We start from the raw sequence: 23,571 nt of genomic DNA on the forward strand, positions 1-23,571 counted from the left end.
CCACCTTACTACGCGATTTTCAAGTACGGCGTCAGGGCCGCCCGGAGCTGCTCGGGGACCGGGACCGGTTCGAGTCCGGCGGGGCCGCGGGTCATGCAGGCGACCGACTGGTGCCCGCGCGCCACCAGCTGCGGCACCGCGACCTCGGTCCGGTAGTAGTCGAACGCCATCGCCACCCGGTGGCCCTCGAGTTCGGTCAGGGTCATGCGCAGTTCGACGACGTCCCCGGCGGTCAGTTCGCCGAAGTACTCGCAGCCGCAGCCGGTGGTGACCACGGCGAAGCCGTCGGTGAGCGAGGCGAGGACGTCCGGGGCGTGCTCGGCGAGGAACCGTTCCCGGCAATGTCCTTGCCAGCGAACGTAATGCGCGAAGTAGACGTTGCCGACGAGGTTCGTCTCCTCCAGCGTGACGGGATGGCGGTACCGGTAGGCGGGGGTCATGCGACGCCGACCGTGAGCAGAGCGATCGCGATCGGCAGCGGGTAACCGTCCACAGTGAACACCGCGGAGGCGATCCGCGCGCGGCCGGCGGCGAGGACGAGCCAGCCTCCGTCGTACGCTCCGGAAAGCCTTGCCTCTGAAGGACTCGCGCTCACCTGGGTCAGGCACCGCGTCACTGTCGAGACCCGCGCGGCCAGACGTTCGGGCGGCTCGTCGCACGGGCCTGAGAGTACGCGGAGCAGTCTGGGGTCTGGCGGTTCGTGTGGTTCCACGAATTCCCAGGCGCAAGCGGCCGGGCAGGAACTGCCGGCGTCCACGCTGAACGGTTCGCCGATCGATACTCGCAACGACGGATCGAGCCCGAGCGCCACCGCTGTCCGGGTGATCGCCACGGACAACAAGGACGCGGGCCACGGCCGGTCGTCGGGCAGTGAGCCGGTGTCGGCCAGGCGCAAGCCGGTCCAGCGGACGGCGGTGCGGCCGTCCGCGTCAGTCGCCGCGACGTTCCAGGTGTAGCGGCCGTCCGCGGCGTCTTGTTCGGTGCCGCGGAGTTCCCACGGGCCTGCCGCGCGCGGGTCGAAGTCGACGCGGTCGCAGGCGACGGGCAACAGCCGACGCGTCGGGACGCAGGCTTGGAGGACGTGCACGGTGGCGTCGTGGGCGGCCGGATCGCCGAGTACCGAGGTGAACCAGGGCTCGTCGTTCGGGGTGATCGTGGCCCGGCACGACCACGGGTCCGGGACGGCTGCCGCGGTGACCCGGCGGAACTGTCCTTTGTGGAACAGAAGCCGGTCGTACAGTTCGGTCGGCTCGATGCGGCCGTGGTCCGGGACGACCGGTGGCGGCGCGGTGTTTTCGCTGGCAGACAAGGGGAAAGTGGCGGTGAAGTGGTCTGTCTGGAAAGCGGATTCGGCACAGCGCAGCACGGTGGTGATCACGTCGCCGTCCCGCAGCGCGCAAACTCGGACAACGTGCTCGCCGGTGTCGGGAATGATGATTGGCCGGTCGAACTTGACGTCGCACGCGGTCGTCAGGGCCCGGTCAGCGACCGCAGAAGCGGCCTGTGCCATGGCTTCCAGCCCGACGACGGCGGGCAGCAGGATTGCTCCGTCGACCCGGTGACCGTCCAGCCACGGGTCGGCGCGGAGGGAAAGGGTGGCGTCGGCGACGAGTTCGACGCCGGGGTGGCCCGCTCGGATCCGCTCCAGGAAGCGGCCGGTTCCGGCCGGGAATTCAGCGCCGAGCCGTCCGTGCACGGACACGTCGGCGGGGGTCGACGGCACGCGCAGCAGCCGCAGGAACAGTTCGGTTCCGTCCTCGACCGGGATCGGCGTGGCACCGGAGCGGGCGAGGGCTTGCGCCGCGCCCATGCGTTCGGCCATGCCAGCACCCGACCACGCGGACCAGGCGATGTCGAGCACTCGGCAGGACGGCACCTCCCGGGCGAGCCGTCGAGCCTCGGCGCGCAGGAGGCCGTTGGCCAGCGCGTAGTGGCACTCCCCCGCCATCCCGGCCGACCCGATGACTGAGCCGAACGTGACCAGCAGCCGCAGCGATTCGGGCGGGACGGCGGCGAGCAACGCGCGCAGACCGGTGACCTTCGGACGCAGGTGAGCGCGGATCCGGTCGGGCGTCAGGTCGGCGAATCGGGCGGGTTCGTTGATGCCGCTCGCGTGCAGCAGGGCGGTCACCGGGCCGGTTTCGGCGGTGAGTTTTTCCACGGCGAGCGCGACGGCATCCGGGTCGCCGACGTCGGCGGCCTCGTAGGCGACGCGGATCACATCCGCCCTCAGCCGGTCCAAGTTAGACCGGAGGAGGTCGTCGGTCTCCGGATGGGAGCGGCCGAGAAGGGCGAGCGCGAGCCCCGTCGTTCGGGCCAGGGCGTGCGCACACTCGTAGCCGATGCCTTTGCCGCCGCCGCTGACCAGGAGCACGTCTTGCTCGTCGAGGAGGGTTTCGTCCGGCTCCGCGGCGACGAGTTGCTCGCGCGGTTCGTACCAGGAGCCGTCCTCGCCGAGGACTAGTTCGCGGAATCGGCCGGGCTCGGCGTGGAGTGCTGAGAAATCCGCGGTGCCGACCGGGACCTGAGCGAGGGTGATGCCGATCCCGGGGTGTTCCTGGTGCAGCGAACGGAAGAAGCCGCTGAGCGCGCAGTCGTGCGTCACGACCACGAGCGCCTGATGGCGCAGGGCTTTCCGCCCGGCGTCGAGCAGCGCCTCGACGTCTTCCGGGTCGGCGAGGCACACGGTTTTCGTCGGACGCCACGGTTCCGGCCGGGCTGGGGCCAGGACCTCGGTAAAGCAGCCGGTCCAGGGCCGCACTCCCGGGGTCTCCACGTCGGGTTCCGCGGTCTCCGGGAGCCGTTCGATCTCCGCGATCACCTCGCCGACCGAGCTGTCGGCGAACGCCATCGACACCGACGGGAGCTTCCGGCCGAGCGCCGACGCCGCCTCCACGACGAGCTGGGTCGCCCGGAGCGAGCTCAGGTTGAGGTCGGCGAGGAGGCGGGCGTCGGAGCCGATGAGCGCCGCGTCGAGTTCGGTGGCCTCGGCGAGCAGGCCGGTGACGGTCGCGGCGGCATCGCGAGCCGGAGCAGCGTCGAGCGCTTCCCGCGGTTCAGGGATCGCCGAGGGTGCTGCCGAACACGGGTTCGTCAGGAACTCCGGTTCGTGGTCGAGGTCCAAGGGACGCGCGGCGCGTCCGGCGAACCAGCGGGCGAGGTTCGCGACGGCTCCGGCGGCGAACAGCGCGGCAACGGAGTCGGCGGCTGCCCGGTCGCCGGATGAGCCGATGTCCAGGCTGACTGCCTCCCGACCAGCCAAGGTGCTCAGAGCCCGGCCGGGGCCCGCCTCGACAAACAGGTCCGCGTCGACGGCCTGTACGGCGGTCCGGAACTGCACCGGCGCGCACAACTGCCGGACGAGCAGTTCGCCGAGATCATCCTCGTCGGTGAGCGGGCGGCCGTACACAGTGGACACCACCGTGCGCCGCACCGGAGCGAGCCCAATGCCCTTGAGGAACGCACGCCACGGCTTGGTGCAGGCAGCCATGGCGGGGCTGTGGAAGCCGTGCGACACCGGAAGCCAGGTGACGCGGAACCCGCGCCGCTCGGCTGTTTCCGCCACCGTCTGGAGTTCGGCCACCGAACCGGAAAGCACCTGCGACAGAGCGGAGTTGTCGGCGGCCAGCACGACGTCCGTGCCGGTACAGAGCGCCTGCGCCTCGTCCGCGCTCGCCGCGACAGCGAGCATTCCGGTGCCTGACGTGCCGTATTTGCCCATGATCCGGCCGCGTTCGACGGCCAGCCGTTCACCGTCCTCGGCAGACAGACAGCCCGCCCACGTGAGCGCGGCCAGTTCGCCGAGACTGTGTCCGATCGCCGCGCTCGCGGTGACGCCAAGTTCGTCGAGCCGCGCGAGCGCCGTGCGGCAGGCACGGTAGATCGCGGGCTGGGCGAGCGTGGTGTCGGCTGGTTCCGCGCCGCTCGCGCCTTGTCCGGGGAAAAGCAGCGCGACCCGGCCTGGCACAGCGTTGCCCAGCCAACAGCCCGGGGATGCCGCGAGCTGACCATGGGGCAGCGACGGCACCTCGGCGGCTGCGCGGGCGGCGAGAGAAGCCAGCTCAGCCGGAGTGCGGGCGACCAGCGCGGCGCGGACGGGCCCGGCGGTGCCCAGGCGTCCGTATTGGCAGGCGAGGTCGTGCAGCTCGACTCGCGACAACCGCGGTGCTGCCTCGGCGATCCGGGTCAGTTCGGCGGCGACGAGAGCGGGGTCCGGTCCGCTGACCGCGATGACGTCGAATTCCGGGGTCGGCCGATCCGCCACCGACGACCGCACCGGCCGGGCCCGCGCCGGAGAGCCCAGCACGACGTGGGTGTTGATGCCGCCGAACCCCATGGCGCTCACCCCGGCGAGCCGGCGGCCGTCCGGCCAGGGCTCTGCCTCCGATAGCACCCGCAGGGTCTCGCCCAGCGCCGGATGCGGCGTCGCGCAGCCGGTGGTCGGCGGCAGCAGCCCGGAGGACACGCTGAGCGCGGCTTTGACCACCCCAGCGGCCCCGGCAGCTGCTTTGGTGTGCCCGATGTTCGCCTTGACCGAGCCGAGCGCGGCGGCCGACCTCGCCCCTGACCGGGCCCGGTTCAGCGCTGTCAGCTCGACCAGATCGCCGACCGCCGTTCCGGTGCCATGGCCCTCGTACAGCCCGATCTCGGCGTGCTCGATCCCGGCCATCTCGCCCGCGCGGCGCAGCGCGAGCAGCTGCCCGTCCGGCTCGGGCCGGGTGATGCCGCCGCGGCCGTCCGAGGAAACGCCCCAGCCGAGGATTTCCGCGTACACCGGTAACCCCGTCGCGCGGGCGTCCTCGGCGCGGGCGAGCGCGAGCATTCCGCAGCCCTCGCCGGGCCAGAAGCCCGCCGAACGCTCGTCGTAGATCCGCATCTCCTCGGCAGCCAGCGCACCGGTCTTGGCGAAGCCGACCAGCTCGAACGGGTCGAGCGACAGGTCGACTCCCCCGGCCAGCGCGAAATCGGCACTACCGTCTCGCAGCGCACGGCAGGCGGTGATCACGGCGAGCATCGACGAGGCGCACGCACCGTCCACTGTGTACCCGCCGCCGTGGAAGCCGAAGTGGTTGCAGATGCGGCCCGCGATGGTGTTGGCGAGACTTCCGGCCAGCGTCTCGTCCCCGACCTCGGGAAACGCTGCCAGGTACCGCTTTTCCGCTTCCGCGAGGTCGACCTCGGACAGCGTGGCGCGCAGGACGTCGCGGACGTACGGCCAGCGCAGCCGCAAGGTCCGGGCGCGGGTCACTTCGCCGGTCAGGCTGTTGCCGACCACGACGGCCACCCGATCCGCGTCCAGGCCGGCGCCTGCCGGATGGCCCGCGTCGGCCAGCGCCCGGTCCGCGGTTTCCAAGGCGAGCCAGTGCGCGGGATCGGCGGCGCGGAACGTCGCGCCGGGAATCCGGAACGCCTCCCGGTCGAACTCCCAGTCCGCCAGCACCGCGGCCTGGGTGCTGTAGGTCCGGTCGGGGACGCTGGCGTCGGCGCTCCAGTAGTCGGCGAGGTCGAGGCGCCCCGGCGGCAACTGCCGGAACGCGCGGCGCTGGTGCAGCACGGTTTCCCACAGCTGCGCCGGGTCGGCCGCGTCCGGGTAGCGGCAGGCCATCCCGACGATCGCGATCGGCTCGCCGGGTTCGCGGCGGGTCATGCGGGCTCCCGGGCCGGGACCGGCTCGGCGGCGGTGCGCGGCGCCGGGACCAGGACCGTCCATTGCGGACTCTTCCGGGCGGCGATCGCGAGCATCGCGGCCCGCAGCGTGCAGGTGATCGTCAGCGCGAAGAACAGGCCGAACACGACGTGGAACTGCACGAGCGCGCCGTACACCGCGGCGGTGGCGAGCCCGAAGTACACCTGGTTCCGTCGCGAAGACGGCGTGGTGCCCGGGTCGGTGATCATGTAGTTGGTGAACAGGACGAACGCCGTACCAGTGATCGGCAGCACCGCGCTGACCAGCGAAATGTCGGTGAACAGCGCGCGCAGCAGGGCTTGGGCGAGGAAGCCGCCGACCCAGCCGAGGATCAGCGGGAGCTTGCCGGTGAGCTTGGCGTTCAGCATGGTTCCGGCGACCAGCAGCAGGGCGGGCACGAGCGCGCCCCACCAGCCGGTGACCCATTCGGTGAACTCGTACGGCGGCGCGATGCCGACCCAGCCGAACAGCAGCAGGACCACCACGATTCCGACGTTGCTCGGGTTCAGCACGTGCCTGCTCTTGCCGCCGATCCGCACCCGCACGAGGTACTTGGAAGCGACCCCGACCACCGCGGCGAGCACCGTCGGCATGAACCGGTCGTTGGCGTACAGGAGCATCGCGCACGCCATGCCGGTGATGTAGGCGGGGAGCAGGAAATCGACCACCGCACCGGGTTTGCCGAGGTAGCGCGGGCGACGTCCGGCGGCCGCGGCCTCCACGGACTCCAGCACGATCTCCGCGGCCAGCGCGGCGAACACGGCGACCACCGGGGTGAGATACGCCTGTTCGAAGCCGAGCACGGTGTGCCCGAGCACGGTCAGCACGGTGATCGACGCGCCGAACCGGCGCAGGGCAGCGGAACGGCGTTCGCTCGGCGACTTGGTCACCGGTCCTCCTCGATGGTGCCGTCGGGGTTGAGCCGCAGCTGGTGCCAGCCGGGCGGAAGCGTCACCGAACCCTCGTGGCGGTGTCCGCACCCGTCTCGCCACGCCAGGCGGACCGGCACCGTGGACGGCGGCTCGCCGCCCAGACCGAAGTGCAGGTCAGGGGCGTTGACACCGTTGTGCCCGTTGGCCGGGTACACCTGTTCCAGCCGCTTCCCGCCACCGGGTGCGGCGACCTCGGCCTCGGCTCCGATAGCGGGCGAGGCCGGCCCGCCTGTCCCGCACGCGGTGCCGCCGACGGGTTTTCGCAAGCGCAGTCCGAGGAAGGCACCGGCCGGCGAGATGTTGCGGTACAAAGTGGACGGTGCCCACTGGTTGGCGACGACGAAGTCGAGCCGCCCGTCGCCGTCCACGTCGCCGACCGCGAACGCGCGGCTCACCGCGTCGGTCCCGACTCCGACCCGGTCCGCGACGTCCACGTAGCGGCCGTCCGCGCCGCGGGCGAAGAACGAGTTGTGATCATGCCCCGACAGATCGGTCCCCTCGGTGAATCGCGGCCACAACGCGGGGTGGCTCAGCACGAGGTCGTTCGACATCGCGGTCTCCTGCAGTTGCGCCCACCGGTTCACCTCGCCCGCGACGAACCCGGTCGCGTGCATGACCTCGTCGGAGCCGGAGTTGGCGAAGTCGGCGGCCTTGACGTCCCACGACCATCCGGTGCGGGACAGGCCGAGGTCCTCGCTATGATCGTCGTAGGGTGCCACTCCCTCGCGCAGTCGGGCGGCTGTCTGCGCGCGGTCCATAGTGGACTGATAGGCGAAGTTGCTTTCCTGCAGCGCGTACGGCTCGGTGATGTTGCTGACCAGGATGTCCGGGACGCCCTTCGCGTCGAGGTCGGCGAAGGCCACGCCCATGCCCTTGAACGAATCGTTGCCCAGCACTTTCGATTTCGGTGTCGTCGCGTGCCTGGTCCCAGTCGCCGTGCGGAACGCGACGCGGCCCGGAGCGGACTCGTTGACCAGCAGGTGATCAGGACCGAAGTCGTTCGCCACGTAGAGATCCGGCAGTCCCCGGCCGCCGATGTCCTGGGCGCCGAGCGCGATCGCCCACCCGGTTCGCGTCTCCGGCGGGAAAGCGTCGGGCACCTCAGCGAACTGCCCGGCTCCGCTGGAGCGGAACAACCGGAGCGTGCCCCCGTTCGCGGCGTGCGACAGCGAATCGTTCATCGTCAGTTCCGGCTGGTGCGCGGTCGGATCGAGCACGCGTGCGCCGTCCGGGAAGTAGTTGCCGAAGACGAGATCGGTGTGCCCGTCGCCGTCGAAATCGCCGATGGTGGCGGCGTTGGTGTTCCAGACCTGCCACGGGCTGACCAGTTCGCGCGCGCGGAACGCGGCCGCGGACGTCGCGGCCCCCGGCAGGCGCTCGAAGACGACCGGCGAACGGCCCCAGTAGTAGACGACGACGTCCTGGCGGCCGTTCTCGTCGACGTCCGCGGGCAGGCACCCCATCGGAGCCGCGAAGGACGGCATCTCCAGCCCTGACGGCGTCAGCGCGAACGGCTGGTATCGCGCGCCGGTGCCAGGGGCGGGCTCGACGGTGACCGTGTCCGTGCGCGGGTCTACCAGGCAGACGTCGTGCGCGACCGGGCCGCCGTCCGCGGCGAACAGGCCGGTCGCCGCGCCCACGGAAGAGATCCACGACCGGATCTGTTCGTACGCCGGGGCGACGGTCCGCACGTGGCGTCCGCCAGGCGCGTTGTCCGGGCTGACCGGCACGGCGGCGAACGAGAACTGGTGTGCCAGCTCGGTTTCCTCGGCCGAGGACGACTGCGGAACGACTGTGAACGCGAACACCGCCGCGCAGCCGAACAACGCGACCACGCGGGCGAGATGCCGGCGCAGAAAAGGCCTCATCGGCTCTTCCTCTCCCAGAGATACCGGATTTCCGCGCGCCAGCGCTGGTAGTGCGCGAGCGTCGACGGAGCGGGCAGCCGGCCGAGCGCCTGGTCGGTCCAGTCCGCGGCGGCGCCGGTGCTGGTCCCGGCCAGCACCTCGGCCGCTTTGTCGGTGTGCGCGGGCACGATTCCGCTGACCCGCCGCGCGGCGCAGGCGAACGCGCACCCCTGTGCCAGATGCGCGCGCAGCGGCCCGGACAGGTCGGCGAGCCGGGCGAGCTCCCCGGCATCGGCACCGCCCGCGTACGTCGCGGCGAGGCCGACTCCGCTCCACAGGTCCGCCTGCCGTTCGACGGGGAATTCCGCGATCCGCAGCGCGACGCCGTCGGGGTCGGCGCATTCGCAGAACCACAGCGCCCGGCCGAGCCCCTGGTCGCGGATGTGCCGCGGTCCGAGGCCGATCCCGGGTTCGACGCGATGGCGGCCGACTGTCCGGTCGGTGTGGAAAAAGCCTTGGTGGAAGCCGAATCCGTCCCAGGCCAGCCACCGCAGCAACGGATCCGTTCCCGCGTTCCGCGACGGGCGCAGCCGCAGCCGTGCATAGGCCCAGCCGATGCCGACGTGCACGAGGTGCGGATAGTCCGCGGCCGGTCCGTTCAGCAGGGCCGCGACCCGCCCGCGCCGGGCCGGGAGGAGCAGGTCCAGCAGGGCGCAGCCCATTCCCGCACCCTCGAGCGCGAACCCGCGCAGCTCCGGTTCGAGCGCGGACACCCGCTGCCCGAGCGCGTCCCGGTCCGGCTCGACCGAGGCGTTCAGTCCGGTCAGGAACGCTCGCCCGGACGCTTCCAGGACACCGCGGGCGGGGCCGGGACGAAGCCGGAACCGGCGCAGCCCGAAGTCGACCTGCCTCATGTCCTGGCGCAGCGCCCTGGCCACGACGCCGGGCATCACCGCGTTTCCTGAGGCATGGCGACGACGCGTTCCATCAGGGCGGTGACCAGCATGGGCCGGGCTTCGCGCTGGAAATCGACGTCGGGATGGAACTCGCGCACTGTGCCCTCCAGGACCAGCAGGGACAGAATCGGGAACACGAACTGCGGATCGGCGTGGAGACCGTGGCGGCGCTGGAGGTCGAACAGCTTGGCGGCGAACGAAACCAGGTCGAAGTCGGCCGCGCTGCGCCCGGTGTGCTCCTCCACCAGTGCGGACAGTTCGGCGCGGAATCCCGCGGGGTCGGACCCGGGCGGTGCCGTCGCGGTCGACAGCACGATGTCCGCGCAAGCCTCACCGTCGCCCTGGCTCATGCAGTAGAAGAACGCCGCGAACTTCTCCCGTGCGGACTCGGACAGCTGGACGGTGAAACCCGCGTCCAGCACGACGATCGAACCGTCTTCCCGGAAGTAGAGGTTGCCGGGGTGCAGGTCGCAGTGGACCACGCCGTCCAGGAACAGCATCCGGTACACCGCGCGCAACGCCGTGACCACCGCGTTCCGGCGCTCCTCCTCGCCGAGCTCTTCCGGACGGCGACGCGCCAGGCCGTCCAGGAAGTCCATCACCAGAATGTCCTCAGTGGACAGTCCGCGATGAACTCCGGGCACCGTCACTCCGTCGGCGGTGCTGAGCGCTTCGCGGAAGCCTTCCAGCCGCTCCGCTTCCCGCGTGAAATCCAGTTGCGCACGAATGCTTTCGGCGAGTTGCGCGGTCACCGCGTTGACCGGCGCCCCGCGCAGTATCGGCAGTCGGGCCGCCAAGCGTGCGCCGCATTCCAGCATCGCGAGATCGGCCGAGAGGGACCGGACGATCCCCGGCCTGCGCACCTTGGCCGCCACCGTCCGGCCGTCCGGGAGGTCCACCCGGTACACGCAGGCGATGCTGCCCGCACCGACCAGCCGCGGTTCGGCCGCGCCGAACCGCAGCGCGGGCGGCATCGTGCGCAGCGGGGCCGGACGAACCTGGTCGTGCAACCGGGAAAGCGCGCGGCATCCGCTCGGCGGCAGGAGGTCCGCCCGGGTGCTCAGAAGCTGGGCAGCCTTCACGAACGCCGGTCCCAGCGCCACCACGGTGTCCGCCAGCCAGACGTCCCGGTCGAACCGTTCGCCGCGCAGCCACGCCGCTGCCCTCGCCGGTCCCAGCAGCAGTGATCGTCCGGCGAGGACCGCCAAAGCCCGCGCCGCCCGCAGCGCCACCGCGCCGCCGCTGATTCTCGAAAACGTCATCTCTCCCCTTCGCCGTCCGGCCGCACTGCCGACGACCGACGTTACAACCAGTAGCGCAGCGAATGCACGCTGTTACTGCAAGACCATCCGTTCCAGCGAAACCGGGCCAGAAACACCCGGCCGGGCAAGCCGTTTCCCTTTCGTGGCCGGGAATCCGGTCCGGTTTGCTGCGCATGGTCGGCCGCGGGTCACCGCCACCGCCTCGTCCGCACCCTCGCCTGCCCCGATCCAGGCACGGAAAGGCACGGTGCGTAGCGACCGCCGGGCGATTTCCCTTACCGCGCGCGATAATCAGTCGACAGCGGCGGCCTGGTGCGCATCCTGGCCGGTGCGGGCAGCGGGAAAACCGACGCCGAGCTGATCCGCCGCGAGCGCGGTGCCTTCCAGCCGCGCGCGGATCTTGGCGAACGCGGTCTGCCGCGAGGTCGACTGGTCGTCCGCGAACGGGGAAAAGCCGCAGTCGTCACAGGTTCCGAGCTGCTCCACCGGGATATGACGAGCAGCGCGCAGAACCCGGTCGCGCACCTCTTCGGCCGTCTCCACGCGCGGGTCGATCGGGTCGATCACCCCGACGAACACGCGGACTCCCGGCCTGAGCTGATCCGCGATGACGCGCAGGACCCGGTCCGGATCGGGCTCGCTGGCCAGCTGGACGTAGAAATTGCCGACGGTGTGCCGGAACAGCGTCGGGAGCAGGTCGGCGTAATCGACGTCGAGGCTGTGCGTCGAGTCCAGGTCGCCGCCGGGGCAGGTGTGGACGCCGATGCGTGCTCGCTCGGATTCGCTGAACCTCGCCAGGACCCGGTTGTTCAGCTCGACGAAATCGCGCAGCACCTGGCCGCTGGGATCGAGTTTGAGCGACAGGCGTCCCTCGGTGAAATCGAGCTGGACGACGTGCGCGCCCGCGTCGAGGCATCCGCGGATATCGGCCTCGGCCCCGTCGACCAGGTCCTCGAGGAATTTCTCGCGCGAATAGCCGTCGATGCCCGAGGCCGGGTAAAGCAGCGACAGCGCGGAAGGCGCGATAACCGCTTGTTTCACCGGAATATTCGTGCACTGCCGCGCGGCCCGCACATACTGCTCGGCGTGCTCCTGGTAACGGAACGGCCCGGAGGCCAAACAGGGCAGCTGCCGCTGGTGGCCGTCGGCGAACGGGATGACGACGCCGTCCGCGGAAAGGTTGCCCGAGCCCGCGATCGGGTAGGTGACGAAGCTGGGTTTGCGCTGCTCGCCGTCGGTGACCACGGTCGCGCCCAGCTCCGCTTGCGTTTCGATGGTCTCGCGGACGGCCCGGTCGAGAACGGAGGCGAAGGCCGCGTCGCCGAGCTGCCCGCTTTGGCGCGCGGCGAGAGCGCCGAGCAATTCGGGCGAACGCGGAATGCTGCCGATGGGTTCGGAAGGAATGGTCATGCGGCGAGCCTAGAAGCGGCGGCACCGAGCGGAACAGGAAGGAACGCCGTTCTCCTCCTTTCGAGCCATTACCGGTTCGCCGGTGTTGACACGGAACCGCGGCGGGAAAACGCTTTATTGGCGCAGCGCGAAAAGCGTTTTCGCGGACGACGAAAAACTGACCGAGGGGACGGCGGCCCGTTTTCGGCCGCCGTCCCCTCGGTCAGCGTGCGCTCAACGCCAGCCCAGCTCCGGAGCGACGTGCGTCAGGATGCTCTCCAGCACATGGGCGTTGTAGTCGACACCCAGCTGGTTCGGCACGGTCAGCAGCAAGGTGTCCGCGGCCTGCACGGCCTCGTCCTCCTTCAGTTCCCGCACCAGTTCGTCCGGTTCGGCGGCGTACGAGCGGCCGAAGATCGCCCGGGTGTTCTCGTCGATCATGCCGATCTGGTCGCGCGAGTTGCGGTCGCTGCCGAAGTACGCGCGGTCCAGGTCGTTGGTCAGCGCGAAGATGCTGCGGCTGACCGAAACGCGCGGCTCGCGTTCGTGGCCCGCCTCCTTCCACGCCTCGCGGTAGGCCTCGATCTGCTTGCGCTGCTGGACGTGCAGCGGTTCGCCCGTCTCGTCGTCCTTGAGCGTGGAACTCTGCAGGTTCATGCCGAGTTTCGCCGCCCAGACGGCCGTCGCGTTCGAGCCCGAGCCCCACCAGATGCGGTCGCGCAGCCCCTCGGAGTGCGGTTCGAGGCGGAGCAGGCCCGGCGGGTTGGCGAACATCGGCCGCGGATTCGGCTTCGCGAAGCCCTCGCCTTCGAGGAGCTTCAGGAAGACCTCGACGCGGTCGCGGGCCATGTCCGCGTCGGTCTCGCCCTCCGCGGGGGCGTAGCCGAAGTACCGCCAGCCGTCGATCACCTGCTCGGGGGATCCCCGGCTCACGCCGAGCTGGAGCCTGCCCCGCGAGATGAGGTCGGCGGCACCGGCGTCCTCGACCATGTACAGCGGGTTCTCGTACCGCATGTCGATCACGCCGGTGCCGATCTCGATCTTCGACGTCCGCGCGCCGATGGCCGCGAGCAGCGGGAACGGGCTGCCCGCCTGCCGCGCGAAGTGGTGCACGCGGAAGTACGCGCCGTCGACGCCCAGCTCCTCGGCCGCGACCGCGAGGTCGATCGACTGGTGCAGGAAGTCGGCGGCCGACCGGGTCTCGGAGTGCGGGCTCGGCGACCAGTGGCCGAACGACAGGAAGCCAATGTTCTTCACGCATCGTCAAACGTTCAACTACCCCGTCTCATTCCCTGGCCGCCGCCGCGGCGGCGGAATGTGCCGGTGCGGGACGGCTGAGTGCCCGGTCGACCACGTTCCGCAACACCTGCGCCACCACCGGGTCCACCCGGACGGCGCCGTTGAACGTCAGCGACGACGCGCTGAACACGAAACCGCCGCCGGGCAGTTCCTTGCACGCCATCGCGGCGCCCGCGCGGTCGGTCGGGTTCGTGCCCTGCGCGATGACCCCGCTCGGCGGCACCTCGCCGTCGAGGCCTTGGAGCGTGTCGAACTCCCAGGCGCTCGCCGCGCCGTTGCGGCCGTGCGCGCCGAACTCGCTGCCGGCCGTCAGGCCGGTCCCGGCCAGGAACGGGTGGTCGCGCAGGACGCGGTACGGCGCGAAGGTCATCCAGCCGTCGTACTCGAAATTCACCCCGAGCAGCTGCGACTCCGGCAGGTCGTAGTGGTCGAGGAACAGGTCGCGGCTGCCGTCGGCGGCACGGAACGTCAGCGTGGTGCCCGCGGCGTCGAACTCCGCGCGTTCGTAGATCTGGTTGCCGCCGGTGGCGATCACGCTGCCGCCGGCCGCGAGGTAGCCGGCCAGGTTGATGCGCATGGCCATCGAGAAGTACTCCGGGTGCGAGCCGAGCACGACGGCGCTGTAGTCCTCGAGCCAGCCGCCGGTGTGCAGGTCGTGGTCGGTGTAGCAGTCGAACCCGACCTGCTCGGCACTCAGCCAGCGCAGCAGTTCCAGATCGCTGTAGAGCTCCAGGTCGTACTGGCCTTTCGGCGCGATCAGCCAGGTGTAGCTGGGCCGCAGGAACGAGATCACCCGCCGGACGCCGGCCTGGCCCTCGGAGTACTGGTCGTGCCCGCTCCAGCCGTTGTACGCGTGGTAGGTGTTGGTCGGCAGGACCACGGCGATCTTCTGCGCGGGCGCCGCGGGCCGCACCACGAACGGGATGTGCTGCACCCGGCCGAACCGGCCGGTCAACCGCGCGGCGTACACCCCGGACGGCCAGGTCGCGGGGATGTCCGCGGCGTAGCGCTCGGCCCAGCCGCATCCGGCGGACCGGTAGTTCGCGCCCACCATCTGCAGGCCGCCGGTGACGGTGGTCGTCCCGGTGACCGCCTCCGGGGTGTCCCCGCCGGGCGCGACGCGCACGAGCTGCGCGGTGACCGTGCTGAACGCCGTCGACAGCGCGATGGACACCCGCCCGCCAGCGGGCACGCTCTGCTGCTGCGGGTACCCCTGCAGCCCGGCGCTGCGTTCGACGGTGAACCCGTGCCCGACGACGATCCCGGTGCCGTTGTTGATCCAGCGCGGCCCGCCGTCGGTGTCGACCGTCTCGTGGTTGGTGAGGCGCAGTTCGACGAGATCGCCGTCGTCGCCCGGCACCGTCGAGTGGTCGATCCGGATGAGATAGACCGCGCCGTTGCCGCCTCCGGCGAACAGGTCCCGGCGGAACAGCTCGAACCAGTCGTTGTCGCCGATCGCGATGGGCTGCCCGTTGTTCGCCCATCCGCTGCCGTCGCGGTAGCGGAACCAGGTGAGCGCGCCGGTGCCGCTGACCGCGTAGATGACGTTCGCGGTGTCGGAGAACAGATAGCGCGCGACGTTGAACCCGTCGCCGAGCGCCTGCGGCGTTTCGAACGTGCCGTTGATCCGCCGCGACCGGTACAGGATCCCGTTGGCGTCCACGCACCAGATGACGCCGCCCGGGCCGCCGAAAATGCGCGGGAAGGCGTTGAATCCGGTGCCCACGACCACCCCGGTGCCGTTGTTGGCCCAGCTCCCCGCGCCGGTGTCCAGGTTGGGGACGAGCCGCTGGTAGTACAGCACCGTCCCGTCCGCGCGCACGCCGTAAAGGACGCCGTTCAGATCGCCCAGCACCGTGACGAAGTCCTGCCAGCCGGACCCGATCAGCAGCCCGCTGCCCTGGTTGGCCCAGTCGAACGCGCCGGTGGCCCAGCCCCGGTGCCGGTACCAGTAAAGCGCGCCGTCCGCCTGCACTGCGTAGACGATCCCGTCGCCTCCGCCGACGAGCCTGCTCCAGCGCTGGTGCGGATCGAACGCTCCGGTTTGCAGCGCTGCTTCCGGACGTGCTTCCGCTGCTTCGGCGATCGGCAATGCCGGACGGCCGCTGAGAATCCCCATGTCTCCCCCAGGAGTTCGGTGTGCGTCCCCTCGCACACGTCTGATGGGGTAAACGCTCGTCCGGGCGCCGGGCGTTTACCCGGCGGCCGGACTACCACCCGATCAGCCCAACGGCTCAGCGGGCGAGGCGTTCGAGCAGGACGACGGTCACCGTGTCCCCGGCCTCCTTGCCGATCGCTTTCCGCAGCGAGGCGTTGACCGGGAGTTTGTGGGTGCCGTCGCCGAGCGCCATGAAGGAACTGCGGAACGGTTCGCCGTCGACGGTGCCGCGGACCTTCACCAGGCCGCGGGTGCCGAAGAACTCCGCGGAACCGGGCCAGATCAGGTACGTGTGGCCGCCCTTGGCCGGGCTCTTGCGCAGGGTCGCGGTGAATTTCTCGTCGAGTTCGCCGGTCTTCATCGGGTTCTCCTTCGGATCGGGCGGGACGTTCACCTCGAGGTACGAACCTGGCCGCGGGATTTCGACACGGTACCGGCGGATCCGCGGAAATACCCAGGATCGCGCACGCCCGGCGCCGGAACGGTCACCCGTCCCGGCGCCGGACCGCTCCCCCTTTACCGCGTCCCGCGCCGGCCCCGCGCCGCCGCCGCCGGGACTGGGCCTCCGGTGATCGTGAATTGCGAGCCCGGTTCGCGGACCACGTCGCCGGTCGACGAGTTCGTGATCGTCACGTTCGACAGCGTCGCGCTGCCCCGGGCGCCGCTCATCGCGAGGATGCCCGCGCCGTTGTTCGACTTGTCGATCTTGACGTTGCTGATCGTCACGTCCGGCATCGAGCCGCCGCCGGTTTTGAATTGGATTCCGTCGTAGGTCGAATCGTGGATTTCCGTGTCCCGCAGCACGATGCCGGGGATGTCCTTGCCCTGGGCGAAGAACGTGATCGCGCCGAATTTCTGCTGTTCGCCCCAGAACACTCCGCCGCAGCGGTACAGGGCGTTGTTCGCGATCAGCGTCTGCCCGGAGAACGGCAGCGGGTCGTGGTCGGTCGCCAGCATGATGCCCGGGTAGTTCATCGTGTCGGAGACCAGGTTGTTCTCGATCTTGTTCCCGTACCCGCCGTAGACCGCGATTCCGTTGGCCCGCCACGGAAGCTGGACGGTGTTGTTGCGGAACACGTTGTCGTGCGCGATGTCGACGGCCGGGTCCTTCACGTACTGGTTCGCCCAGACCGCGAGCGAATCGTCTCCGGTGGTGCGGAACGACGAGTTCACCACCCGCGAGTTCCGGGTGCCGTTGGTGAAGTTGATGCCGTCGGCGTAGGTGTCGCGGATCCGCATGCCGCTGAACTCCAGCCCGTCGGCCGGGCCCCACAGCGCCGGGATGTTGCTGTAGTCCCGGCCGACCCACACGCCGACGTTCGCGTGCTCGATCCACACGTTCGAGATCTTCGTGCCGGTGCCGAACCGGCCGTTCAGCCCGACGCCGCCTTCCGCCCCGCCGTCGCCGCCGCGGATCCGTCCGGAGCCGAAGATCGCCAGGTCGGAGATCTGGACGTTCTTGTCGATGTCGAACCCGAAATTGCCCTCGTGCGGATGGTTGATGCCGCCCGCGTCCTGCGGCTGGATCAGCGAGTACAGCTGCGAGTACCACATCCCGGCGCCGCGGATCGTGGCGTTCGAGATGCCGATCTGGTTGTACTGCCCGCCGCCGTTGGGCACGTTCGGGTCGTCGGTCAGGATCTTGCGTTCCTGCCGCCACTGGCCCGGCGGGATCCAGACGCAGCTGATCACGCCGTTCTGGTCGTCGGTGACCGCGCGCTGGATCGCCGCCGAGTCGTCGATCCCGTCGTCGGGCACGGCGCCGTAGTCGGTGATCGACGTGCATCCGGCCGGTTTCGGCAGGGCCGGTGCGACCTGTTCGAGGTCGATCAGGTCGATGACGTAGTACGCCGCGGTGTCGCCGTTGTCGCGTTGCAGCTTGAACTTCGTGCCCGGCGGGTACGACTGCGTCAGCAACGCGTGCGATTCGTCGAACAGCCGCCGCGCGTCGCCGCCGGGAGTGTTCGTCAGGCCTTCGGGGTCGTCGGTGGTGCCGTAGAGCCAGCTGTGCGTGGACGACAGGTTCAGCTTCTGCGCGAAGACGCCGTTGACGTACAGGCTGATCGTCGCGTCCTGTCCCCCGCCACCGGGTGCGTCCGGGATCGAGTTGCGGACCACGATCGAGTTCGCCTGGTTCGTCGAGGTGAATTCCACGTACTGGCCCTGGTTCGCCAGGCGCACGGACTTCCGGCCGGACGATTCGGTGGCGAAGTTCGTGTGCCCGAATGTCCGCAGCGGATCGGTCTCCAGCAGCTGGCCTTGGTACTGCGCGGCTTCCGCTTCGTACTCGACGTACGGCAGCGCCGCGCCACGGCCGACCACCATCGCCTGCGAAAGCATGTTGTTGGCTTCGTTGGTTTCCTCGACCGTGTCCGTCGCGTCGGCCGTCGCGGTGACGGTCGCGTTCGCGGCGGTCCACGTGCCGGGCAGCGCGACGTTCGCCGTCGCCCCGGCTGCGATCGCGGGGGTGTCGCCGTTCAGAGTGGTTTCACCGGCGGTCAGCCGGGTCACCGAGGCTCCCGCGCCGCTCGTGCCGCGGTTGTGCACGGCGACGGTGAACGACACCGGCGCGCCGACGGCCGGGTTCGGCGGGTTCGACGTGATGCCGGTGACCTCGAGGTCCGGTCCCGGGGCCTGCGCGATCACCAGCTGCGTCGGCGCGGTGAACGTGTTGTTGGTTTCGTCCTGCTCGATCACCGAGTCGGCCGGGTCGACGGTGGCGGCCACGCGGTAGGTGCCCTGGGGTCGCTTGCCCGCCTGCACGGTCACCGTGGTGGACGCTCCGGCGGCGAGTGCACCGACCGGCGCGGACCCGAGGACGGTGCCGCCCAGGCTGACGTTGACCGTCGTCGCGGCGGCAGCGGCAGAGCCCGCGTTTCGCACGGTCGCCGACACAGCGAGGTCGCTGCTTTCCGTCGGGTTCGACGGGGTCCAGGTCGTGTCGGTGACGACCAAGTCCGGGTTGGGCGCGGGCGTGCCGAGTACCTGGAATTCGGCGGCCTGCCCGCCGGGCGCGCCGGAGTTGGCGAAGAACCGCAGCTGCACGTCCGAGGCGCGGCCGCTGACCGGGATCGTCACGATGTTCTGGTTGGCGGCCGGGTCGAAGCGGTAGTCGGCTCGTGCGGACAGCGTGGTGAACTCCCCTGCGCCCTGGGCGCGGCCGAGGATCTCGAAGTTCTGCGTCCGCGCGCCCCAGATCGGGTCCGGGTTGAGCTTCACGACGACCGAAGACAGGTCTGCGTCGGCGCCGAGCTTTACTGTCAGGGTGTTCGGGTAGCCTGCGGAAGACTCCCAGTAAGTACCCGTGTTGTTGTCATTCGCGTTGGCGGCCGCGAACGCGCCGACCGTCGAGGACGCTTCGATCGGCTTGCCCGCGGCGAGGTTCTGGCCGGTCTGCGTCCCGGCCCGGACCACGTGGTTGCTGTCCGCGGACTCGTTCCCGGCCGCGTCCTTGGCGCGGACGAAGTATTCGATCCGCGTGCCCGCCGGCCGGTGCTCGGTGAACGCGGTGCCGGTGACGGTGGTGACGGGCGTGCCGTCGCGGTAGACGGTGTAGCCGGTGACGCCGACGTCATCGGTCGAGGGCGACCAGGTCAGCTTGACCTGCCCGGAGGCGGGTTCGGTCAGCGTGACGTTCGCGGGCGCGGTCGGTGCCTGCGTGTCGCCGGTGTCCGGGCCGTACAGCTCGAACTCCGAGAGCTGCGCGGCGGGCCACTGCGTGTTCGCGGTGACGTCCAGCCGTACGTAACGCGCGGACGCGGTCACCGGGATGGTCACCGTGCCGGAGGCGAAGGTGTAGCCGGTCGAGCGGACCAGGTCGGTGAAAGACGTGCCGTCGGCGCTGCCGCGCACGGTGAGCGTCTGGGTGCGGGATTCCCAGGTGGCAGGCAGTTTCAGCACGATCCGCGAGAGCGGCTTGACGGAGCCGAGGTCGGCTTGGATCCATTGCGGGAAGGCGTTGTTGGCCGATTCCCAGTAGGTGGCTTGGTTGCCGTCGAAGGCGTTGGCGACCGGGTAGCCGGGCTGCACGCTGCTCGCCGAGACTGTGCGCGTCAACGGCACGTCGGCGGCGTTCGGAGCCGGACCTGGCGAGGGTCCGCCGGCCGCGGCGGCTGGGGTGAGGCCTGCCGCGAGCAGCCCTGCGGCCAGGAATCCGGTGACGAGCCGGGACAAACGCATGCGTGTCATAGCGTCTTCTCTTCTTTCGCGGGGACGGGGAGAAAGGGCGGGTGCCCGCCGGGAGGACCGGGCGGGCACCCGCGCGCTCAGGTGCGGTTGATCGTGAACGTGGTCGTCGTGTTCCGGATGTCCTGGTCGTTGTCGCTCAACGCGAGCCCGGTGAACGTCGCCGACCCGACCGCCGGGCCCTGGCCGGGTTCGGGCAGTTCGTTGGCCCAGATCCCGATGCCGGACTTGGCGTCGAACTCGTCGCCGCTGCGGTGCGCCCCGCTGATCGACACGTTCGTCAGCACCGTGTCCTGGACCGGGTTCTCCGGCTGGCTGCCGTCGTATTTGGTCTGGAACATGATGCCGCTGTAGGTCGGGCTCTGGATGTCCACATCGGACACCCGGATGCCGCGGAACTCCTTGGACGCGGAGAACATCCAGATCGCCGGGAACGTCTGCTTGCCCCAGAAATGGCCGCCGGTGCGGACGAGCGAGGCGTTCTGGACAGTCGTCGGCTGCGGGCCGAACCCGAGGAACGGGTAGCCGAAGTCGAGCGAGCTGAGCGTGATCCCGGAGTACGTCAGCGTGTCCGCGATGTAGAGGTTCCGGAAGGTGTTGTTGTACCCGCCGTACACCGCGATGCCCGCCGCGCGCCACGGAAGCAGCACGGTCAGGTTCTCGAACACGTTGTCGTACTGGTTGCCCTGGTTGAGATCCGTGGCGGCGAACAACGCGAAGCTGTCGTCGCCGGTGGACCGGGCCTCGTTGTTGGTGACGTGGTTTCCGGTGCTGCCGTTGGTGAAGTTGACGCCGTCGGCGAAGGTGTCGCGGATGCGGGAGTTCTTCACCGTCGAATTGTCCACATTGGTCGCCCAGAGCAGGCACATCTGGTGCTCCACCCAGATGTTGTCGATGGTCATGTTCGTGACGCCGGTGAAGTTGAAGACCTTGCCCGGGCCGTCGATGCGGGACGTGTAGTTGCCGAACACGGCGAACCCGCTGAAGGTCGACCCGCTCGCGCTGGCCTGCGCGTCGAATCCGATGTCGGTGTTCTCCTGTCCGGACGGCGCGGTGAACCTGGTGAACCACGGCCCGGCGCCGAGCACCGTGACCGGTTTGCCGTACACGGTGACCTTGCTCGTCATCGGGTACTGCCCGGCCGGAAGGTAGACGCCGGTCAGGTTCGGGTCCTGGCGGACCTTGTCCAGCGCGGCCTGCACGTCCTGCTGGCTGAACCCGGCCGGGACCGCGTAGTGCGCCGGATCCGGGTTCGCGGTCGCGGCGGCCAGCTCGAAGTTCACGAAGTCGATCGCGTAGTTCGAGCTGTTCGCGGCGTCCTTCTGCAGTTTGATCTTGTGCCCGGCGGGGACTGTCGTGCCGAGCAGCATGCTGGCCTCGTCGTAAATGTGGCGGGCCGGTCCGGCGCCCGGCGAGTTGCCCGGCGAGGCTTCGGCGCCGTAGAGCCACGCGTAATGCGAGGTCAGGTCGATGGCCTTGAGGAACGTGCCGTCGACGTAGACGTTCAGCGTCGAGTTCTGCCCGCCGCCGCCCGCGGCGTCCGGCATCGAGAACCGGGTGACGAGCGTGTTGGTCGCCGCGCGCGTGGTGAACTCGACCGAGGAGCCGGTCGCGTTCAGCGTCACAGCTTTGCGGCCCGACGCCTCGCCCGCGAGATCGCCGATCGTCCGATTCGGACCGATCACCGCCGCACCGCCCGCGACGACGCCGTCTTCAGCTTCGTACATGTCGTACGGCATGTTGGCACCGCGGCCGACGAACAGCGATTGCGTACTGGTGTTGTTGCCTTGTTTAGCCGGAAGCTCGTTGGCATCGTTCGCGACGACCGTCTTCACTGTGTACCGGCCGTTCGCGGCGGTCCAGTTCCCGAGGTTGACCGACGCGGTGTCTCCGGGCGCGAGAACACCGGCGGAGGAACCGCTCAACGTCTTGACGACCGTCCCGTTCTGGTCGGCGACCGTGACCGTGACGCCGTGGGCACCGTCCGCCGAGGCGACTGTGCCTTGGTTGCGCAGGGTCGCGGTGAAGGTCACCGTGTTGCCCGCCGCCGGATTGTTCGGCGACCACGCGGTGGCCGCGACGAGGTCGGAACTCTGCACCGGGCTGACGACCAGCGGCGCCGAACTGGTGTAGGAGTTGTTGTCCTCGTTCTGTTCGACGACGGTGTTGGCCTCGTCGACCTTCGCGGTCACGTCGTAACTGCCCGCGTCCCGGGCGCCGATGTTCGCCGACACCGTCGCGGACGCTCCGGCCGCGAGCGCGCCGACCGCCGCCGTGCCGACCTTCGTCTTGCCCAGGTACAGGTTGACGTCAGTCGCGCCCGAGGCGGCCGTCCCGACGTTGCGGACGGTCGCCGACGCCGTGATCGCGTCGGTCTCCACCGGTTTCTGCGGCGTCCAGGACACGGCCGAGACCGTCAGATCCGGGTTCGGCGCGGGCACGCCGAAGACCTGGAATTCCGCCGCCTGGCCGCCGCCCGCGCCGGAGTTGGCGGTGAAGCGCAGGCGGACGTCGCTGGCCCGGCCGCTGACCGGGATGGTCACGAGGTTGCCGCTCGCCGGGTCGAAGGTGTACGGCTGCGCGGGCGCCAGCGTGGTGAAGTCAGTCGCGCCCTGGTCGCGGCCCTCGACGGCGATCGTCTGCGTTCGCGTGCTCCACGCCGGGTCCGGGTTGAGCTTCACGACGACCCGGTCGAGGTCGGCGTGCGCGCCGAGCGCGACGGTCAGCAGGTTCGGGTACGCCCCGCTGCCCTCCCAGTACGTGGTCGCCGAGTCGTCGTTCGCGTTGGCCGCGACGTAGGTCTGCTGGGTCGACGAGGCCGTGATCGGCTTGTGCAGCGCGAGATTCGTGCCGCTCTGGGCGCCGTTGCGGGTCACCGTGGCACTGTTCGCCGACTGGTTGCCCGCCGCGTCGCGAGCCCGGACGTAATACGCAACGCTCGCGCTGGCGGGCTGATTGTCGGTGTAGGTCAGCACATCCCCCGCGACACTGCCGCGGAGCTGGCCGTTGGCGTACACGTCATAGCCGGCGACGCCGGTGTTGTCGGTGGACGCCGACCAGGTCAGCCGGATCTGGCCGCTCGCCGGTTCGGTGTAGGCGAGGTTGCCGGGCGCGGACGGGGGCTGCGTGTCGCCGCCCGCCGGGCCGTGCACCTCGAACTCCGACAATTGCGCGGCGGGCCAGCCGGTGTTGGCCGTGATGTTCAGCCGGACATAGCGGGTGCTGCCGGTGACGTTCACCGTGACCGTGTTGCCGGTCGCCGGGTCGAACCGATAACCGGCCGACGGCACGAGGTCGCTGAAGCTCGCTCCGTTCGCGCTTCCCTGCACCGCGAAGGTTTCGGTGCGGGCCTCCCAGTTCGCGGGCAGCTTGAGCACGAGCTGGGCCACGTTCGTCGCGGCGCCGAGATCGGCCTGAATCCATTGGGGGAACTGGTGGTTCGTGCTTTCCCAGTAGGTGGCCTGGTTGCCGTCGCCCACGTTGGCGACGGGATAGCCGGGGAGCTGGCTGCTGGCGGTGTACGTCGCGGTGGCGGCCTGGGCGGCGGGCTGGACGGCTGGCTTCGCGGCCGGAGCCGGCGCAGCACTCGCCGGCCAGGCGGGCGCGGTCAGGAGCAGGGACAGGGCGGCAATCGCGGCGCGCGCGAGTAGTCGCTTCGTTCTCATGGGTTTCCTCTGATCCAAGGAGGAGGGGACGACTCGGGAAGAAGCGCCCCGCGTGGCGCGGGACGGCAGGGACCAGGGAGCGGACCGGCGGGAACCGGGTCCGGGGGCGCACGAGAACAGCGCGGAGCGGTCGACATGGCACCTCTTCGTTGAGGCAGGGCAGGACGCTTGCCGCGATTGCCCGGGATCTCG

The 23,571-nt window shown here is 70.1% G+C and carries 12 protein-coding genes; all 12 read right to left on the reverse strand.

The genetic code is table 11. From position 1 onward, the window contains the following. Positions 1–8 precede the first annotated feature (8 nt). Complete coding sequence (locus EIZ45_RS08960) at positions 9–440, reverse strand: thioesterase family protein (RefSeq protein ID WP_134662209.1); 432 nt, start codon at positions 438–440, stop codon at positions 9–11. Beyond that, the gene (locus tag EIZ45_RS08965) at positions 437–5,647 is read right to left on the reverse strand and encodes a type I polyketide synthase (protein WP_167756385.1); all 5,211 of its coding nucleotides are present in this window, start codon (positions 5,645–5,647) and stop codon (positions 437–439) included. The genes EIZ45_RS08960 and EIZ45_RS08965 overlap by 4 nt, the downstream gene beginning before the upstream one ends. Beyond that, positions 5,644–6,576 carry an enediyne biosynthesis protein UnbU gene (locus EIZ45_RS08970; RefSeq protein WP_205669836.1) on the reverse strand — a complete coding sequence of 311 codons (933 nt, stop codon included), beginning with the start codon at positions 6,574–6,576 and terminating at the stop codon, positions 5,644–5,646. Before EIZ45_RS08970 ends, EIZ45_RS08965 begins: the two co-directional genes overlap by 4 nt. Beyond that, complete coding sequence (locus EIZ45_RS08975; RefSeq protein ID WP_134662211.1) at positions 6,573–8,486, reverse strand: CRTAC1 family protein; 1,914 nt, start codon at positions 8,484–8,486, stop codon at positions 6,573–6,575. Before EIZ45_RS08975 ends, EIZ45_RS08970 begins: the two co-directional genes overlap by 4 nt. Continuing rightward, positions 8,483–9,415, reverse strand: a complete 933-nt coding sequence (locus EIZ45_RS08980; RefSeq protein ID WP_134662212.1) for a DUF1702 family protein — start codon at positions 9,413–9,415, stop codon at positions 8,483–8,485. The genes EIZ45_RS08975 and EIZ45_RS08980 overlap by 4 nt, the downstream gene beginning before the upstream one ends. Further along, on the reverse strand, positions 9,415–10,683 hold the full coding sequence (locus EIZ45_RS08985) for an AarF/ABC1/UbiB kinase family protein (RefSeq protein ID WP_134662213.1): 1,269 nt from the start codon (positions 10,681–10,683) through the stop codon (positions 9,415–9,417). Before EIZ45_RS08985 ends, EIZ45_RS08980 begins: the two co-directional genes overlap by 1 nt. Before the next feature lie 291 nt (positions 10,684–10,974). Beyond that, entirely contained in the window at positions 10,975–12,093 is a 1,119-nt protein-coding gene (locus EIZ45_RS08990; RefSeq protein ID WP_134662214.1) for a cobalamin-independent methionine synthase II family protein, read from the reverse strand. 213 nt (positions 12,094–12,306) lie between these two features. Then, positions 12,307–13,329 (reverse strand): LLM class flavin-dependent oxidoreductase, encoded by a 1,023-nt coding sequence (locus tag EIZ45_RS08995; RefSeq protein ID WP_037812899.1) that lies wholly within the window; start codon positions 13,327–13,329, stop codon positions 12,307–12,309. Between the two features lie 28 nt (positions 13,330–13,357). Next, positions 13,358–15,490, reverse strand: a complete 2,133-nt coding sequence (locus EIZ45_RS09000; protein ID WP_134662215.1) for a N,N-dimethylformamidase beta subunit family domain-containing protein — start codon at positions 15,488–15,490, stop codon at positions 13,358–13,360. Between the two features lie 115 nt (positions 15,491–15,605). Next, positions 15,606–15,890 carry a DUF1905 domain-containing protein gene (locus EIZ45_RS09005; RefSeq protein ID WP_037813387.1) on the reverse strand — a complete coding sequence of 95 codons (285 nt, stop codon included), beginning with the start codon at positions 15,888–15,890 and terminating at the stop codon, positions 15,606–15,608. Positions 15,891–16,045: 155 nt separating this feature from the next. Further along, positions 16,046–19,717 carry a CARDB domain-containing protein gene (locus tag EIZ45_RS09010; RefSeq protein WP_167756386.1) on the reverse strand — a complete coding sequence of 1,224 codons (3,672 nt, stop codon included), beginning with the start codon at positions 19,715–19,717 and terminating at the stop codon, positions 16,046–16,048. 77 nt (positions 19,718–19,794) lie between these two features. Then, positions 19,795–23,379 (reverse strand): CARDB domain-containing protein, encoded by a 3,585-nt coding sequence (locus tag EIZ45_RS09015; RefSeq protein WP_134662216.1) that lies wholly within the window; start codon positions 23,377–23,379, stop codon positions 19,795–19,797. Positions 23,380–23,571: the final 192 nt, after the last annotated feature.

Source organism: Amycolatopsis sp. CFH S0740, from assembly GCF_004522315.1.
GTDB classification, from domain to species: Bacteria; Actinomycetota; Actinomycetes; order Mycobacteriales; family Pseudonocardiaceae; genus Amycolatopsis; species Amycolatopsis nivea.